General features: G+C 68.8%; 14 protein-coding genes. 6 read left to right on the top strand and 8 right to left on the bottom strand.

Annotated features, from left to right (window positions below):
* On the bottom strand, positions 1 to 874 hold an 874-nt coding region (locus E1161_RS18045; RefSeq protein WP_165939854.1), incomplete at its 3' end, for an AMP-binding protein.
* Positions 875 to 969: 95 nt separating this feature from the next.
* Positions 970 to 1,887, bottom strand: coding sequence for a response regulator transcription factor (locus tag E1161_RS18050; protein WP_235875123.1), 918 nt, complete (start codon positions 1,885 to 1,887; stop codon positions 970 to 972).
* A 442-nt stretch (positions 1,888 to 2,329) separates the two neighbouring features.
* Here E1161_RS18050 and E1161_RS18055 point away from each other — a divergent pair, with 442 nt between their 5' ends.
* Positions 2,330 to 4,702 carry a molybdopterin cofactor-binding domain-containing protein gene (locus E1161_RS18055; protein ID WP_132624787.1) on the top strand — a complete coding sequence of 791 codons (2,373 nt, stop codon included), beginning with the start codon at positions 2,330 to 2,332 and terminating at the stop codon, positions 4,700 to 4,702.
* 9 nt (positions 4,703 to 4,711) lie between these two features.
* Entirely contained in the window at positions 4,712 to 5,188 is a 477-nt protein-coding gene (locus E1161_RS18060; RefSeq protein ID WP_132624789.1) for a (2Fe-2S)-binding protein, read from the top strand.
* Between the two features lie 60 nt (positions 5,189 to 5,248).
* Here the strand turns inward: E1161_RS18060 and E1161_RS18065 are convergent, their stop codons facing one another.
* A complete protein-coding gene (locus E1161_RS18065) occupies positions 5,249 to 7,540 on the bottom strand; it encodes an FdhF/YdeP family oxidoreductase (RefSeq protein ID WP_132624791.1) in 2,292 nt (763 codons plus the stop codon).
* A 399-nt stretch (positions 7,541 to 7,939) separates the two neighbouring features.
* Positions 7,940 to 8,230, bottom strand: coding sequence for a hypothetical protein (locus E1161_RS18070; RefSeq protein WP_235875124.1), 291 nt, complete (start codon positions 8,228 to 8,230; stop codon positions 7,940 to 7,942).
* Here E1161_RS18070 and E1161_RS18075 point away from each other — a divergent pair.
* On the top strand, positions 8,218 to 8,460 hold the full coding sequence (locus E1161_RS18075) for an SDR family oxidoreductase (protein WP_165939855.1): 243 nt from the start codon (positions 8,218 to 8,220) through the stop codon (positions 8,458 to 8,460). The genes E1161_RS18070 and E1161_RS18075 overlap by 13 nt on opposite strands.
* A gap of 586 nt (positions 8,461 to 9,046) precedes the next feature.
* On the opposite strand, the gene E1161_RS18080 is transcribed toward E1161_RS18075, so the two are convergent.
* From E1161_RS18080 to E1161_RS18095, 4 genes are read right to left on the bottom strand one after another with little or no spacing between them, the layout of a single operon-like run.
* Positions 9,047 to 10,426 (bottom strand): Nramp family divalent metal transporter, encoded by a 1,380-nt coding sequence (locus tag E1161_RS18080; protein ID WP_132624795.1) that lies wholly within the window; start codon positions 10,424 to 10,426, stop codon positions 9,047 to 9,049.
* Between the two features lie 25 nt (positions 10,427 to 10,451).
* Positions 10,452 to 11,612 carry a sialidase family protein gene (locus tag E1161_RS18085; RefSeq protein ID WP_132624797.1) on the bottom strand — a complete coding sequence of 387 codons (1,161 nt, stop codon included), beginning with the start codon at positions 11,610 to 11,612 and terminating at the stop codon, positions 10,452 to 10,454.
* Positions 11,609 to 12,370, bottom strand: coding sequence for an HpcH/HpaI aldolase family protein (locus E1161_RS18090; protein WP_132624799.1), 762 nt, complete (start codon positions 12,368 to 12,370; stop codon positions 11,609 to 11,611). Before E1161_RS18090 ends, E1161_RS18085 begins: the two co-directional genes overlap by 4 nt.
* 26 nt (positions 12,371 to 12,396) lie before the next feature.
* On the bottom strand, positions 12,397 to 13,380 hold the full coding sequence (locus E1161_RS18095; protein ID WP_132624801.1) for an aldo/keto reductase: 984 nt from the start codon (positions 13,378 to 13,380) through the stop codon (positions 12,397 to 12,399).
* A 187-nt stretch (positions 13,381 to 13,567) separates the two neighbouring features.
* Between E1161_RS18095 and E1161_RS18100 the strand changes: the two genes are divergently transcribed.
* The 3 genes from E1161_RS18100 to E1161_RS18110 are packed head-to-tail and all read left to right on the top strand — an operon-like array spanning position 13,568 to position 16,538.
* On the top strand, positions 13,568 to 14,767 hold the full coding sequence (locus E1161_RS18100; RefSeq protein ID WP_207920288.1) for a four-carbon acid sugar kinase family protein: 1,200 nt from the start codon (positions 13,568 to 13,570) through the stop codon (positions 14,765 to 14,767).
* The gene (gene pdxA / locus E1161_RS18105; protein WP_235875125.1) at positions 14,764 to 15,762 is read left to right on the top strand and encodes a 4-hydroxythreonine-4-phosphate dehydrogenase PdxA; all 999 of its coding nucleotides are present in this window, start codon (positions 14,764 to 14,766) and stop codon (positions 15,760 to 15,762) included. Before E1161_RS18100 ends, pdxA begins: the two co-directional genes overlap by 4 nt.
* A 20-nt stretch (positions 15,763 to 15,782) precedes the next feature.
* Complete coding sequence (locus tag E1161_RS18110; RefSeq protein WP_132624803.1) at positions 15,783 to 16,538, top strand: DeoR/GlpR family DNA-binding transcription regulator; 756 nt, start codon at positions 15,783 to 15,785, stop codon at positions 16,536 to 16,538.
* Positions 16,539 to 16,766: the final 228 nt, after the last annotated feature.

Below are 16,766 nucleotides of genomic sequence, written 5' to 3' on the forward strand. Positions count from 1 at the left end.
GATGATCCAACTCCGCGATGAACATCGTCGGCACCCCGTACAACGACGTGCACCGCTCCTGCGCCACCGCCCTCAACGCCGACCCCGGATCAAAACCCTCCGACGGGATCACCATCGCCGAACCATGGCTCGTGCACGCCAAGTTCCCCATCACCATCCCGAAGCAGTGGTAGAACGGCGGCACGATCGCCACCCGATCCACCTCCGAATACCCGCACAACTCCCCCACGAGGAAACCGTTGTTCAAGATGTTGTGATGCGACAACGTCGCACCCTTCGGAAAACCCGTCGTACCCGACGTGTACTGGATGTTGATCGGATCATCCGCCGACAGGGTCGACTGCGCCGACCGAACGCGCTCCGGGTCGGCCGCGCGCCCCGAATCCAGCAACCGCTGCCAGCTCGGGTCGTCGAAGTGCACGACCTCGTCCAGTGCCGCGCACCTGCTGCGCACCTCGTCCACGATGGCTGCGTAGTCGGAGCCCTTGAACGACTTCGCCGAGATCAGCATCCGGACCCCGGCCTGGTTGAGCACGTACTCCAGCTCGTGCGACCGGTAGGCGGGGTTGATGTTGACCAAGATCGCGCCGATCTTGGCGGTCGCGTACTGGGTCAGCGTCCACTCAGCACGGTTGGGCGCCCACACGCCCACCCTGTCCCCCTTGACGATGCCCGCTTCGAGCAGACCGGCCGCGACGACGTCCACCTCCGCGAGGAAGTCCCGGTAGGTCCAGCGACGCCCCGTGGACACCTCCACCAGCGCGTCCTGATCGGGGAAGCGGGCGGCCGTGCGTTGGAGGTTCTCCCCGATGGTGTCGCCCAGCAACGGCTCGTCTGAAACACCGGACGCGTAGGACAGCTCGACCGCAGGCACGATTTCCTCCCGGCAGGTGGCGTGTGTTCGTGCCCGCACACAGTAGGGACCGGGGTCGTGCCCGCGTTACACCCGAATTGGGGTAGACCCGGGCTTCAGGGCAGCAGCCAGGCGGATCGCGCGCGCACGACGGCCTCGTGCCGGGTGCGCGCGCCCAGCCTGCGCATCGCCGCGCGCAGGTACGCCTTCACGGTCTCGGGTGCGAGCGAAAGCCGTTCCGCCACCTCGGCATTGGTGCAGCCGAGCGCCACCTGCGAGAGGACGTCGATCTCCCGGCGGGACAGCCGGAGCTGCGGTGCCGACTCGGTCTCGCCCGTCCTCAGGTCGGTGAGGCGCTGCGCGACCTCGTACATCCGGGTCCGCAGGTTCACGTCCTCCACCGAACCGGCGATCGCGCACAGCTCCGAGTGCACCGACCGCAGCTCTTCCAGGTTGGCCACGTCGGCGACGTCGGGGCGCCGGGTGGCCGCGACCGCTTCGGCCATCGACATCCGCCGGTCGACCTCGTCGCGGACCGCCAGTTCGGCGGCCAGGCGTCGCCCCGCCGCGATCAGCGAGTCCCGCGCCCGGTCCCCGACGGCGACCCGCTGGCGGATCGCTCCGTAGAGCACGGCACGGCACTTCCCGCGCACCCGCACGGGGACCGCGAGCACCGCAGACAGCCGCTCGGCCATCACCGGGCCGTCGTAGTCGTGGGTGATGTGCCTGGCGGCTCCGTAGTCGACGACGCCGATGGGCCTGCCGAACGCCAGCGCCTGGCCGCCAACTCCCCTGCCCTCCTGCACTTCCAGGTCGCGCAGGCGCGTGGTCAAGGTGCCGAAGCACTCGGTGAGCCGGACGCTGGAGCTGGTGACCTCGCCGCCGAAGGCGACCGGGAAGTCCGATCCCGTCGACACCGAGCGCAGTTCAGCGCGCAGCGCGTCGCGATCGTCCGGTCGCAGACGAGCTTCCCCGCCCATCCGGTCGTCGGGTCTCCGCGTCACGGCGCCGTTGCCGTCTCCGCTGCCGGCCATAGTGTCCGTCCTCCATCGGCTGATCGACGCGTTCCGGTTCACGCCGAAGACACCCACCACCCGTAGTGGCACTGAGTTGTACGACCATACCCGCCATTTGGCCGCTGGAACGATTTCCTCCGCGCACAGCACGCCCCACCTACCCACTTACGGGGGCATCCGTACGGGTGGTTGTTCGAGCACTTCCAGTAACGAGATCATGACGCCGGTCACAGTCCCGAACCGCTGACCTCCGGTGTTCCGGTTCCGTTCGTCCGGCACTGTCCGTGACCTCCCGATCACCCCATCTCGGGGGTATTGGAGGCGGAATCCGGTCCTGCAACATGACTCGCCAACCGACTCGCACCGACGAGTTCCCACCATCCGGAAAACCACCGCGACACCGAGTTCCCGAACCTCGCGACGCTTCCGAACTGACAAGCCCGTCGAAAGGTTGAGCCCCATGCGCTCCAGTCGCACGGACACCACCGCACCCGGCGCCACCAACCCCAGCAGGCGCCGCTTCCTCGGATACCTGCTGGCTGCGCCGACGCTGGTGGCCGCCGCCGAGCTGGGCGGCGGATCCCTCCTCGGCTCCCCCGCGGCAGCAGCCGCGACCGGCGCGGGCGTGCCGCCGACCCCGCAGGTCGCCGATCACGTCGACCTCACCGACGGACTGGTCTACGCCGCACGTCCCACCGCGAACCTCATCTCCATCCAGCTCAACGAGGACGGCTCCGCCACCTTCGCGCTCCACCGCACCGAGGTCGGTCAGGGCCTGACCACTGCGATCGCGATGCTCATCGCCGAGGAACTCGAGTTGCCCCTGGAGAAGGTGCACATCACCCTCGCCGACGCACGGCCCGAGCTGGTGTTCAACCAGCTCACCGGCGGTTCCGCCTCGATCAGCGCGCTGTACTGGCCGGTGCGCACGGCGGCCGCGATCGCCAAGGGCCGGCTGCTGGAAGCCGCCGGCCACGTCCTCGGCGAACAGGCTGACCTGCTGACCGCCAAGCTCGGGACGATCACCTCGGCGGCGGGCAACGCCATCGCCTACGGCGACCTCGTCCACAAGGCGGCCAGCGACACCACGACCGAGGTCGAGGTGGACCTCAAGCCCGAGTCGGAGTTCAAGGTCGTCGGCAAACCGACCAGGCGCATCGACGCGCTGGAGGCGGTGACCGGGCGCAAGGAGTTCACCACCGACCTGCAGGTCCCCGGCGCGAAGCCGACGATGGTCTGCCGGCCACCGACGATCAACGGCACCGTGCGCGCGGTGAACAACATCGACCAGGTGCGCACGATGCCGGGCGTCACCGACGTCGTGCAGATCAGCAGCGGTGTCGCGGTGCGCGGCGAGACCTTCGGGCAGTGCATCGACGCGGTCAACGCGCTGGACGTGTCGTGGGGACCGGGCCCGGTGGACGGCGAGTCCGACGCGACGGTCGAGCAGAAGCTGAAGGCCGCGACACCGCCACCGGTGATCCCGCCGACGCCGGCGTCGCAGACCTTGGAGCGCCAGTACACCTTCGGTTTCGTCAACGGCAGCGCGCTGGGCGTCAACTCCGCGATCGCCGACGTCCGACCCGACCGAGCCGAGATCTGGTCGACGGTCAAGATCCCGATCGTCGCGCAAGCGGCCATCGCCCAAGAGCTCGGGCTCGCGCAGCCCCAGGTGACCGTTCACGTGGTGCCCGGCGGCGGTTCGTTCGGCCGCTGCCTGTTCCACGACGCCGCTTCCGAGGCCGCCGAGATCTCGAAGGAGGTCGGCAAGCCGGTCAAGCTCATGTGGCACCGCGCCGACGACTGCAGGCAGGGCCGCGTCCACCCGATGTCGGTGGGCACGATCCGGGCGTCGTTCACCAACGACGTGATCAGCCTGGAACAGCACCTCGCCAGTGTGCGCACCGATTTCAGCCACGGCTTCGGCGAAGCGCTGACCTCGACGGCGACCCGGCTGCCGCTGGCCGGGTACTCGGTCTCGGAGGTCATCTTCACGCTGACCACGCCGTCGCTGTACAACTTCGGCGTCACCAAGACGTTGCTGACCGAGACCCACCAGAGCCCGTCCAACAACCAGAAGCGCGGCGGCTTCAACACCGGCAGCACGCGCAACGTGTACTCGCCGGACGTGGCGACCACGCGGGAGCTGTTCGTCGACGAGCTCGCCGAGAAGATGGGCATGAACCCGTACGACTTCCGGCGCAAGTACGTCAAGAACGAGAACCTGCTGAAGGTCCTGGACAAGGCCGCTGAGGTCGGCGGGTGGGGCCAGCCCACCCCGGACGGCGTCGGCCACGGCATCGCGCTGCACCACGAGTACAAGAACACCATGGCCTGCTTCGTGGAGATCGACTGCCGTCCGGAGACGGTCAACCGGCCGGTCCGCGACGGTGTCACGGGGCCTCGGGTGACGCGGGGGGTGCTCGTCACGATCCCCGGGCACATCGTGGTCAACCCGCTCGGGCTCGAAGCCATGATGCAGGGCGGCTTCATCGACGGTCTCGCGCAGGCGCTGACCGCCAGCGTTCACCTCGACGAGGGCCGCATCGCCGAGGCCAGCTGGGACAACTTCTTCTACTGCCGGCAGTGGAACCTGCCGTTCGAGTTCACGCCGGTGATCCTGCCCGCCGAGGAGAGCGAGATGCCCTCCGGTGGCGGCGAGATGGGCGTCGCTCCCGCGTTCGCGGCCACCGCCTGCGCCTACCGCGCGGCCACCGGCAAGACGCCGACGTACTTCCCGATCAACCACAACGATCCGCTCGCGTTCGAGCCCTACCCGCACGTCCCGCCGTTGCCGCCGTCGCCGACCAACGGCCTGGACCACACCTACTGAGGAGGCAGAATGCCCGAGCACACCTTCAAGCTCAACGGCAAGCAGATCACCGTGGACGTCGAGGACGACGTGCGGCTGCTGTGGGTCATCCGCGACCTGCTCGGCGTCACGGGTCCGAAGTACGGGTGCGGGATCAACGTCTGCAAGGCGTGCACCAGCCACATCAACGGCAAGGCGTTCAACCCCTGCTCGGTGCAGGTCAAGGACGTCGGGGAGTCCGATGAGATCACCACGATCGAGGGCCTGCCGGACACCGTCGGCGAGGAGTTGCACCCGATGCAGGAGGCGTGGCTCGACCACGACGTCGTGCAGTGCGGCTACTGCCAGCCGGGCCAGATCATGGCTGCGGTCGCCAAGGTGAAGCAGGCCCGCGCGAAGGGCCGTGAGATCACCGACGCCGACATCGAGGAGATCCGCAACGTGTGCCGCTGCGGCACCTACTTCCGGATCCGGGAGGCCATCAAGGACGGCTCCACCAGGATGTGACCCCACCCGAAGGGGCCGCGCCGCACCACGTGCGAGGCGGCCCCTTATCGGGTTCCGGGGTCAATCCTGCCCGGCGACCGGTTCCAGGCGGACGATGACGCCCTTGGACGTCGGCGTGTTGCTGACGTCGGCGACGCTGTCGAGCGGGACGAGCACGTTGGTCTCCGGGTAGTACGCGGCCGCCGATCCCCGCGCCGCCGGGTAGGCGACCACGCGGAAGTTCGGCGCCCGCCGCTCGACCCCGTCGTGCCACACGCTGACCAGGTCCACCGCGGAGCGGTCGGCGATCCCGAGCTCGTCGAGGTCCGCGGGGTTGACCATGACGACGCGGCGGGCGTCGTGGATGCCGCGGTAGCGGTCGTCGTTGGCGTAGGGGATGGTGTTCCACTGGTCGTGCGAGCGCAGCGACTGCAGGACCAGGTACCCGTCGGGCGCCGCGAGCCACTCGAAGTCGTTGGAGCTGAACACCGCCTTGCCGCTCGGCGTGCGGAAATCACCGCTGTTGACCGGGTTCGGCAGCGTGAATCCCGCCGGGTCGGCCACTCGCCGGTTGAAGTCCTCGAAGTCGGGCACGACCCGCGAGATCCGGTCGCGGATCGCGTCGTAGTTCGCCTCGAACTCCTCCCACGGGATGGCCGGGTCCTCCCCCAGCGTCCGGCGGGCCAGCCGGGACAGGATCGCGACCTCGCTGAGCAGCGCCTCCGAAGCCGGTTCGAGCCGGCCGAAGGACGCGTGCACCATGCTCATCGAGTCCTCGACGGTGACGAACTGCTCGACGCCGCCCTGCACGTCCCGGTCGCTGCGCCCCAAGGTGGGCAGTATCAGGGCGGTTTCACCGCACACGGTGTGGGACCGGTTGAGCTTGGTGGAGATGTGCGCCGTCAGCCGGCATTGGCGCATCGCCTTCTCGGTCACCTCGCTGTCCGGCGTGGCGCGGACGAAGTTGCCCGCCACTCCGAGGAAGAACCGCGCGCGTCCGTCGAGCATCGCCCGGATGGAGTCCACCGAGTCCCAGCCGTGCTCCTTCGGCGGTGCGAAGCCGAATTCAGCTTCGAGGGAGTCCAGGAAGGACTGCGGGACCCGTTCCCAGATGCCCATGGTGCGGTCGCCCTGGACGTTGCTGTGCCCGCGCACCGGGCACGCACCGGCGCCGGGTTTGCCGATGTTGCCGCGCAACATCAGGAAGTTGACGATCTCGCGGATGGTGGCGACGCCGTGCTTCTGCTGGGTCAAGCCCATGGCCCAGCAGGCGATGACGCTGTTGCTGGCAAGGACGCGGTCGCGCACCTGCTCCATCTCGGCGCGGGTGAGCCCGGTCGCGGCGTGCACCTCGTCCCAGGACAGCTCGCGCGCCTGGCGGGCGAACTCCTTGAAGCGGGTGGTGTGGGTGCGGATGAACTCGTGGTCCAGGACGGTGCCCGGTGCGGCGTCCTCGGCTTCGAGCAGCAGCAGGTTCAGCGCCTTGAACAGCGCGAGGTCGCCGCCGGGGCGGATCTGCAGGAACTGGTCGGCGATCGCGGTGCCCCGGCCGAGCACGCCGCGGACCTTCTGCGGGTTCTTGAACCGCATCAGCCCGGCTTCGGGCAGCGGGTTGACGGCGACGACCTCGCCACCGTTGTGCTTCGCGCGTTCCAGCGCGGTCAGCATCCGCGGGTGGTTGGTGCCCGGGTTCTGGCCGATGACGAAGATCAGGTCGCAGTGGTGCAGGTCGTCGAGGCTGACGGTGCCCTTGCCGACGCCGAGCGTCTCCTGCATGGCCGAGCCGCTGGACTCGTGGCACATGTTGCTGCAGTCCGGCAGGTTGTTGGTGCCGTAGGCCCGCGCGAACAGCTGGAGCAGGAACGCGGCCTCGTTGCTGACCCGGCCCGAGGTGTAGAACAGGGCCTCGTTCGGCGAGTTGAGCGCGCGCAGTTCCGCTGCGAGCAGGTCGAGGGCGTCGTCCCAGCTGATCGGCTCGTAGAAGTCCGAGTCGGAGCGCTTGACCATGGGTTCGGTCAGGCGCCCCTGCTGGTTGAGCCAGTAGTCGGACTTCTCGTCGAGCTCGGATACCGAGTGCTGCTGGAAGAACTCGCGGGTGACGCGGCGCGAGGTCGCCTCGTCGTTGACGTGCTTGGCGCCGTTCTCGCAGTACTCGTTCATCGGCCGGTGCTTCGGGTCCGGATCGGGCCACGCGCAGCCGGGGCAGTCTATTCCCTTGCCCTGGTTGAGGTTCAGGAGTGTCAGCGCGGTCCGCCGCGGCGAGGTCTGGCTGAGCGAGTACTGCAACGCATGCCCGACCGCCGGCGCCCCGGTGGCCCACGTCTTCGGTGCGGTCACCTTCAAATCGTCGACCGGATCTTCCCCACGACTCATGCTCTGGCCGTTCCCCTGTTCATCCCTCGCGCACCGTTGCGCCACTGTGGAATCGCGACTACCGCCAGCTAATGCCGATCTCGAACCGAAGTCAAAGAACCGACACCTATGGGGCGATAACCACTTCTTCTCATCGCGCCACGAAACGGTTCGGAACCACGAAACGGCAGGTCACGGCTTCACGTCGCCCCGCATTCCCATTCCCGAAGAAGGCCGAACTGTGCCCGGCGTCACTCCGTCAACCGGCACCCCGCGAGCAGCCCGTCCCCGATTTCAGTGGAAATCCGAGTCCGGATTTCCACTGAGATCGGGGACGGATTCGATGAGGGTCCGGATCGGCGGGCCTTTGCCAACCTGATCGCGCACCGGCGGAGGAAGGGTCGGTTCGTGCCTGTCGGTTCAGTCGCCGGAGCGGTCCGGCAGGAGCTGTGCCGCCAACGACCGTGCCGTGGCGGTGAGCGCGGCCACGTCCAGCCCGGTCCGGTTCATGAACACCAGCCCTTGCTGCGCGGCCAGGAGGGCCCGTGCCAGTGCGACCGGATCGTCTCCGGCAGGCAGGTCGCCCTCCCGTTCGGCGCGGGTGACGCAGTCGGCGATCAGCGCGGTGATCGTCTCGTAGGTGCGGCGAGCGTGATCGAGGGACTTCCGGATCGGCGTTACCGAGCTCGCAGGTGCTGTTGGCCACCGCACGAGATCTGGCGCGCCGGGGCATCACGGTCAACGTCATCCAGCCCGGGTTCGTCGACACCGAAGGAAACCCCGCCGACGGCCCGGCGGCATCCACGTTCCTGCCCGACGACGGCGATGGGGCGGTACGGCAAGCCGGAGGAGATCGCCGCAGGCGTCGTCTTCTCGCCAGCCCGCAGGCCTCCTACGTCACCGGCTCAGTGCTGAGGGTCGACGTCGGATACGCCGCATAGCCCGACCGCGCAGCCGACGGTGAGCACAGCCCCTCCTCAGCCCGCATCACGACCGGTCAACACTGCCCGCTCGCCACGCACGCGGCCCGACATCACCGCGTTCCACCCCGGGTTCACCCTCGCGACGGCCGAAACCGGCCAGCGCACGAGCAGACCGTCCCCGATCTCAGTGGAAATCCGGAGTCGGGTTCCCACTGGAATCGGGAACGGTTTCGCATTGGCGATGCCTTGGTCGATGACCGGGGGAAGTCAAAAGAACCGACGCCTACGGGTTGATGAGCAGCGTTCTCCAACCTGGGCAGTCAGCGGCCTGACCGCCCAAGAACCGCAGATCGCGAGGCTTCTCCGCACAGGCCGGAACCGCCGAACCCAGTCGGGTCGTGCTCAGGATCGCCCTCATTCGCGACAGGTCAATCGATCCGCGAAAGAATGGGGTGCACGGCGATGAGCGATGGTCATCGGGCCTCCGGAGGATCCGATTTTCCCGCCGAGCGGCGGGGGCTCCTGCGCGCTCGGGCACGCGCACAGGTGAAACATGCTTCGCAGTCCCGGACTCTGCTCGCCCGGGACTGCGAAGCACGTGGTATCAGCCAGCGAGGTTGCTCGCGATGCTCGTGCACAACTCGTAGGTGGCCCAGAGCCCGACCGCGCCGATGAGGGCGAGGACCGTGGTCTCCCACCACTTGTTGGCGTAACCGTCGGTCATCAGGGAGCGCTTCGTGGTCATCACGATGAGCCCGACAATGATCATGGGCACGGTCAGCACGTTCACCGAATTGCCGAGCAGGGTGATGATCACCATGCCGGGCATTCCGGGCAACGAGAACACGATCGGCACGGTCATGATCACCGTGAGGATGATCCAGAACAGCGGGTCGTAGGAGAACGTCTCCTTGTCCGCCACACCAGCCAGATCGCGGTTGGCGCGCAGTCGCTCCAGCCGTTCGGGACGCGACTTGTGCAACGACTCCACGAACATGCGCACGAACACGCGCGGCTGGGTGACGATGTTGTTGAACACGGTGAAGAAGATCGCCAGCCACATGATCGGTGGCCCGGCCGGTCCGATCGCCTTCTCCATCATGCTCGCGAGACCGTCCGCAGAGGACACGCTTTCGCCGGTTCCGTGCAGGGTTTCGGCCGCGACCACCCAGACCGCCAGCACCAGACCGAACATCACGAAGCTGCCGAAGCGCAGGTCCAGCCGCTGCAACTTGAGGTATCCGGGTCCGCGCCAGCCCTTCTCGTGCATCAGGTACGGGTAGAGCAGGTTGGCCGCGGAGCCGCCGACAGCACCGATGAGACCGACCGCTGTGCTCGCCGCCGTGATGTACCCGGCTTCACCAAGTGGCATCTCGAACAGCAACCCGCCGAACAGCTTCGGCACGTCGAGACCGGTGCCGATCAACGCCAGCAGGAAGCAGACCACGAGCACGGCCATGGTGATCTGGGCGACGATCTCGAGCCCGCGGAAGTGTCCCTTGCGCCGTGAGGCCAGCGCGTAGGCCACGGCGGTGGTGAACACCGCCCACAGCGGGATGCCCCAGCTGCCCAGCGGCAGGATCGGCCAAAACAGGGCGTCGAGCGCGGTCGCCGCGGCCAGGGTCAGGAAGGAGACGTAGACGAAGCCGAGCACGCAGGTGGTGGCCCCGATGAACATCGGGAAGCCCTTCCACACCCTGCCGTAGCCGTCCAGGATGGTTTCGTCGCCAACTGCGTTGCACAACTGGTACTTCGACATCGCCGAGACGATGAAGTACCGGGAGAAGGTGGCGACCACCAGAGTCCAGATCAGCGCGTAGCCGAAGGTGGATCCGGAGACCGAGGCGCTGATGAAATCGCCGGTCCCCAGCCAGGACATCACCACGACGATGCCGGGCCCCATGCTTCGCAGGTAGCCCGACCAGGTTTCGGGTGGGCCCGGGTGATTCACCGCCGCGGGTTTCGCGTTGAGTTCACTAGCCATGGCTGCTCCATTGCAAGGCCGAGGTTCAGCCGCCGAACCAAGTGGGCGACACGCGAACGTGCTTGATGGCCCGGCGGAAGTAGGTGAATGCGACGTGCAGGTCGCCGTCGTCGGTCTGCGTGATCGAGGGGTAGGACAGCTCGCGGTTGAGGCCGTCGCGGGAGTTGTTGGTCAGGCAGTAGCCGTCGCCGACCTCCACGTCGCGGCGAACCGGCCAGCTGCGCCCGCCGTCGTCGGACAGGGCCACGGACAGCGGGGCGCGCGGGGCACCCCAGAACGCGGTTCCGGGCGGTCGTTCCTGCGCCGCAGCGGGGTCGGTGATCGAGTCGCCGTCGATCTCGTCGTAGAGGGAGGCGCGGCGCTCCGTGGCGTCCGCGGCGCTGCTGTGGTTGTAGGCCAGCGCGAGACGCCCATCGCGCAGTGCGGTGACCTGGATCGATGAGTTGTTGTTGGGCAGCCCGGTCGGTTCGGGCTCGCTCCAGGCGATGCCGTCGGTGGACCGGCTGGCGAAGATGGCGTCGGCCTGACGGCGTCGGAACAGCGCGAGCAGGCCTCCCTCGGCCAGCGGCACCACGTTCATGTGCACGCACCCGGCGCTGCCCGGGACCTCGTGGTGCGACCAGGTGGTGCCCTGGTCGTCGGAGACCAGCACCGCGCTGGTGTCCTCGTCGCCGCGCCACCGGCCCGTCTCCGGACGCACGCAGTGGAAGACCGGGAGCAGCCAGCGGCCGGATTCCAGCACCACGACGGGTTGCCGGACGAACACACCACCGGTGTCCGAAGCGGGGATGAGGGTGCGCGGCGAGCTCCAGCTGCGTCCCTCGTCGCCGGAGACGACGAGGCGAACCTCGGCGGTGTCTTGGTCCCCGGAGTGCTGCGCGGTGTACAGCAACCAGAGATCGCCACCGGGCGCGGGGAAGAGGACCGGATTCTGCTCGGAGCGTTCGGGGTCGGCCGAGACCTGGACAGGTTCGCTCCAGCGTCCCGCGCGATCGAGGCGGGCGAACCAGACGTTGATGTCGGAGAGCCCTTCCTGCGTCCCGGCGAACCAGGCGCAGCCGAGCTCGCCGCTGGCCAGCGGCATGAGGTTGGCGGCGTGCGATTGCGCGGTGCCCGCGCTCAGGTAGGTCTCGAACCGGCTCGGCTCGACTTCGCGGAGCACGCCGTCGACGATCAGGTCGGTCATGACTTCGCCGCCTCCAAGTGCTCGCCCGCCACCCGTTCCAGGTGCACCAAATCGCAGGCGACGCTGGCGAACGTGTAGCCCTGTTCCAGCCTGCGCGCAGCGGTCGCACCATCGGGCGTGTGGATGCCGGCCGCGATTCCCGCTTCGGCTGCCGCCTCCTTGATGTCGGCCACCGCCTGCTCGAAATCTTCGGCCACGGCCGGATCGCCCGGGAACGCTCCGCCGACAGCCAGGCACAGGTCCGACGGGCCCACGTAGACGCCGTCGATGCCCTCGGTCGCGCAGATCTCGCGGACGTTGGCGAGGCCCTGCGGGGTCTCGATCATCGCCAGCAGCACGGTGCTCTCGTCGGCATTAGCCGGGCGCGGACCGATCCGCAGTCCTGAGCGCATCGGCCCGTAGGAGCGTCGTCCGCGCGGCGGGTAGCGCGTGGCGGCCACGGCCGCGCGGGCGTCCTCGGCCGAGTCGATCAGCGGGACGATGATCCCACCCGAACCCGCGTCGAGGGCGTGCCCGATGGCCGCGGGATCGTTGGCTTCCACCCGGGTCAGGCCGACGGACCCACCGCCGGCGTCGATGGCCATCATGGCGTTGAGCAGCCCGGAGTAGCCGAGCAGGCCGTGCTGGGCGTCGACGGCGACGTAGTCGTAGCCGAGCCGGGCGATGCGCTCGGTGCCGATCGGGTTGTCGAGCACCACCCAGTAGCCGACGACCCTCTCGCGGGCGCGCAGCTTGCGCGCGAATTCCGCTGCGGACACGGATTTTCCTTTCGTTCGCGACGATCTCAGCGGTTGTAGGCGGGCATCGGACCGCGCAGGAGCTCCCCGACGGAGTCGCACGCCTCGACCACGTCCGGCGGGAGCGGTCCGGCGCCCAGCGCCGCGATGTTGGATTCGAGCTGGGCGACCTTGGATCCGCCGAGCAGCACGGCCGCGGTGGCCGATTTGCTGAGCACCCAGCGAAGCGAGAGCTCCACCAGTGGGATCCCGGCGTTCTCAGCGACGCCGTCGAGGCGTTCGATCGCACCGAAGAGTCGCTCGTCCCAGTAGCGCTTCCGGTACATCTCGGCGAGCCGCGAGTCGGCGAAGCGTCCCGAGGACGGATCGCGCTCGAAGCTGTGCCTGCCGGTGAGCAGCCCTCCGGCCAGCGGGTTGTAGACCACGGTCAGCAAACCTGTCGTGTCGGCGAACTCGACGTACTCGTCCTCGACGCGACGGGCCAGCAGGTTGTACAGCTGCTGGGCGATGACCGGGCGCGGTGCACCGACCTCGTCAGCGACGTGGTTGAGCTCGGCGATCTGCCAGGCGGCGAAGTTGGAGACGCCGAGGGCACCGATCTTCCCCTCCTCGACCAGGCTCGCGACCGTGGTGAGCGTGTCGGCGAGCGAGGCCGCGCGGTCGGGCTGGTGCAGGTAGAACAGGTCGATTCGCTCCGCGCCGAGCCGCGAGAGACTCCCGTCGACGCTGGCCCGCAGGCCCTCCGGCGACAGCGGCGAGTGGTCGCCCGCGTCCGGGTGCGGCATGCCCGCCTTGGTGGCCAGCGAGATGCGGTCGCGCCGAGCAGGTAGGAGCTCACCGAGGATCCGCTCGGTCTCGCCGCCCGCGTATCCGTTGGCCGTGTCCACCGCGGTGATGCCCGCGTCGAGCGCGGTGTCGAGCATCTTCGCCGCTCCGGCGGCGTCGACGGTGTCGCCGAACGTCATCGTCCCGAGCACGAGGGACGACATGGGCACCTCGACGCCAGGCACCTCCAAATGGGAAAAGGTCATGCGGGGACTCCTCGGGGGAATGCGGTGGCCACCCGGCCTCGTTGCGTGGATCACCATCGCAGGATTGCGTGTTTCGCGCAATAGCATTGGCGCGAAACACGCAATTCCGCTAGCGTGGCCGCCACGTCGCAAGACCGACGCCGGACGAGCCGCAAGAACCGCGCTGAACTACGACGAGGAGCCGGAATTGCTCGAAAACGGACTTCTCGTCCTGGCCGACGACTTGTCCGGAGCCGTGGAGACAGCTGCGTGCCTACGACCCCTCGGGCAGTCCACGACGGTCGAACTCGCGCGGCAGGACCCTGCCCCAACTGCGCACAACGCGCAAGCCGTGGTCGTGATGGACCTCGACATCCGCGCGCTCCCCGCCACCGAAGCGGGTCGGATCACCTCCGTCGCACTGCGTGGTGCGGGGGACCGCGTCTTCGTCAAGATCGATTCGCAGCTTCGCGGCAACGTCGGCGCGGTGCTGAGCGCCGCCGCGGATCGACCGCTGGTCGTCGCACCCGCGCTGCCCGCGCTGCGCCGGTCCGTGGTGGGCGGTGTCGCGCACCTGCACGGCGTCCCGCTGCACCGCTCGGACGCGTGGCAGGTCGAGGGCACGTCCCCGCCACGCAGCATCGCCGAGGCCCTCACGCCGCTCCCCTGCCGCACCATCGCGCTGGAGACGGTCCGCTCGGCATCCCTCCGCGCCGCCTTGGCCGAATGCATCGCCACCGGTGAGGTTCCGATCTGCGACGGTGAGATGGACGCCGACCTCGATGCCGTGGTGGCCGCAGCTCCGGATGGGGCTCGACTCGCCGGTTCAGGCGGCCTGGCCGCGGCCCTGGGCCGCACCGCGCCAGAACCTGCCGACGAAACTCCGATCACACCGACGGGAAACCCGCTGCTCCTGGTGGTCGGAACGGCTTCACCCGAGGCCGCTGAGCAGTTGCGCATCGCCGAGCTGCGCGGAATGCGCACCGTGGCCTGCAGCACCACCGACCTCGTCGGTCAGGGCACCAGCGAGTCCGCGCTCTCCCGGGCGCTCGTCGCACTCGAACGCGGACCGACCGCCCTGCGCATCGACCCGTCCGAGCCGGTCGCACCCGGGCAGTCGCGAAACCTGGTGCGGGGGCTGGCTTCCACTGCTGCGCGCATCGTCGAACGCCAACCCGGCCCGGTCGACATCGTTCTCACCGGCGGTGAAACCGCGCGGCTGGTGCTCGACGCGCTCGGCGTGCGCAGGCTGGTCCCGGTCGGCCAGATCCACCACGGTGCCGTGCACAGCCGCACCCCCGCCGGTACGTCCGTGGTGACGCGTCCCGGCAGCTTCGGCGAGAGCGACAGCCTCGCCCGGATCGTTGAACACCTCCGCCCCGCTGGAATCGAAAGGTTGCCGAAGTGAACAGTGCCTCCACCACCCCCGTGATCGCCGTGACGATGGGCGACGGCGCCGGAATTGGACCCGAGGTCACCGTCGGGGCGCTCCTCGACGAGCCCACCGCCGGCCGGTGCCGTCCCATCGTGATCGGCGACGCCGACCGGTTGCGGAAAGCCGCCGGCATTCTCGGTGTCGATGCCGAGGTGGTCGCGGTCGACTCCGTCGACGACGCGGTCTTCACCCGGGGCCGGATCAACGTCATCGACCTCGATCTGCTGCCCGCTGATCTCCCGTGGGGCGCGGTGTCCCCGGTCGCCGGTGACGCCGCCTACCACTACATCCGGGTGGCGAGCGAGCTGGCGACGAGCGGTGCGGCACAGGCCATCTGCACCGCGCCGCTGAACAAGGAGGCGCTGCACGCCGCCGGGCACGCATTCCCAGGCCACACCGAGCTGCTCGCGCACCTGACCGGTACCGACGAAGTGTCGATGATGCTGGCGACCCCGGCGATGAAGGTCATCCACGTGACCACCCACATCGGACTGATCGACGCCGTCGCCGCGATCGAGCCCGGCATCGTCGAGCGCACCGTGCGCCGCGGCGACCGAACGCTGCGCGACTCGGGCATCGAGTCCCCGCGCATCGGCGTCTGCGGCATCAACCCGCATGCCGGCGAGAACGGCCTGTTCGGCTACGGCGAAGAGGACGAGAAGATCGTTCCCGCGCTGGAGAAGCTGCGCGCCGACGGCATCGACGTCCAGGGCCCGCTGCCCGCCGACACCGCGTTCTTCCTGGCCACGCGCGGCGAATACGACCTCATCGTCGCGATGTACCACGACCAGGGCCACGGGCCGGTGAAGGTGCTCGGCATCGAGACCGGCGTGAACATCACCGTCGGCCTTCCCGTCATCCGCACCTCGGTCGACCACGGCACGGCCTTCGACATCGCGGGCACCGGCAAGGCAGGCAGCGAAAGCATGGTCGAAGCCATCCGCCAGGCCGCGAACCTGTGCGCGTGAGCTGAACGGGAGGCGAAGCGATGCCCTATGGTGCGCGGGAGCGCAGGGCCGCGATCCTGCGCTTGGCCGGCTCCTCCGGATTGACCAGCGTCGACGAGCTGTCGAGCACGTTCGGGGTGACGGCTTCGACGATCCGGCGCGACCTCGCGCAGCTGCAGGCCGCAGGCAGGCTGGCCCGGACCTACGGCGGCGCGATGCCGCTGGCCCACGAAGCGTCACTGCGGCAGCGCAACGGCGAGGCGACCGAGGCCAAACAGGCCATCGCCCGCTGGGCCGCCGATCAGGTGCAGCCCGGCGAAACCGTTCTGCTCGACTCCGGCAGCACCACCACGGCCCTCGCCCGCGAGCTGTCGCACCGCAGCGACCTGACGGTCGTCACCACGGCGATCACCGTGCTCCACGAGCTCGCCCACGCAGATCTGCACGTCGAATGCCTGGGCGGGGCGTTGCGGCAGCTCAGCCAGGGGTTCGTCGGTCCGCTGACCGCGGCCGTCCTGGAACGCCGGACGTTCGACCGCGCGTTCCTGGGCGCCGACGGCGTCACCGCCGAGCACGGCATCTGCGAGGCGGATCTCGAGCAGACCCGCCTCAAGGAGCTCATGGCGCAGCGAGCCGACCACGTCTACGTCCTGGTGCACGCCGACAAGCTCGGCCAGCGGCCCTTCCGCGCGCACACTCCGTTGAGTCCGCACTGGACTCTCGTCACCGACGACTCGGTCAGCCCCACGACCTCAGCCCACTTCCACGCCCAGGGCCTCAGCGTGGTCGTCGCCTGAATCAGCTCGCCTTCGGGCTGAGGCCGGGTCACCATCCTCGGTGACGTGCCGAAGGGCGAAGGAGCACGCTGGCCGCACCTCACCGACGCGACCACGGCAGCGGACTTCCGGGAGGACTCCTGACCGGGGCGCTCCCCGGGCACTCGCTAGGGGAGCGCCCCGCCGTGACCGGATCGGCGCATTGTCACGCTCACACCCCCACCGCTACGCTCATCGCTCCTTCATCTG

The sequence above is a fragment of the Saccharopolyspora aridisoli genome, from assembly GCF_004348445.1.
GTDB classification, from domain to species: domain Bacteria; phylum Actinomycetota; class Actinomycetes; order Mycobacteriales; family Pseudonocardiaceae; genus Saccharopolyspora; species Saccharopolyspora aridisoli.

What these genes read in the sequence shown, in the direction of transcription:
- E1161_RS18050 (WP_235875123.1), bottom strand. Translation starts at nt 1,887, where the DNA reads ATGGCCGGCAGCGGAGACGGCAACGGCGCCGTGACGCGGAGACCCGAC.
- E1161_RS18055 (WP_132624787.1), top strand. Translation starts at nt 2,330, where the DNA reads ATGCGCTCCAGTCGCACGGACACCACCGCACCCGGCGCCACCAACCCC.
- E1161_RS18060 (WP_132624789.1), top strand. Translation starts at nt 4,712, where the DNA reads ATGCCCGAGCACACCTTCAAGCTCAACGGCAAGCAGATCACCGTGGAC.
- E1161_RS18065 (WP_132624791.1), bottom strand. Translation starts at nt 7,540, where the DNA reads ATGAGTCGTGGGGAAGATCCGGTCGACGATTTGAAGGTGACCGCACCG.
- E1161_RS18080 (WP_132624795.1), bottom strand. Translation starts at nt 10,426, where the DNA reads ATGGCTAGTGAACTCAACGCGAAACCCGCGGCGGTGAATCACCCGGGC.
- E1161_RS18085 (WP_132624797.1), bottom strand. Translation starts at nt 11,612, where the DNA reads ATGACCGACCTGATCGTCGACGGCGTGCTCCGCGAAGTCGAGCCGAGC.
- E1161_RS18095 (WP_132624801.1), bottom strand. Translation starts at nt 13,380, where the DNA reads ATGACCTTTTCCCATTTGGAGGTGCCTGGCGTCGAGGTGCCCATGTCG.
- E1161_RS18110 (WP_132624803.1), top strand. Translation starts at nt 15,783, where the DNA reads ATGCCCTATGGTGCGCGGGAGCGCAGGGCCGCGATCCTGCGCTTGGCC.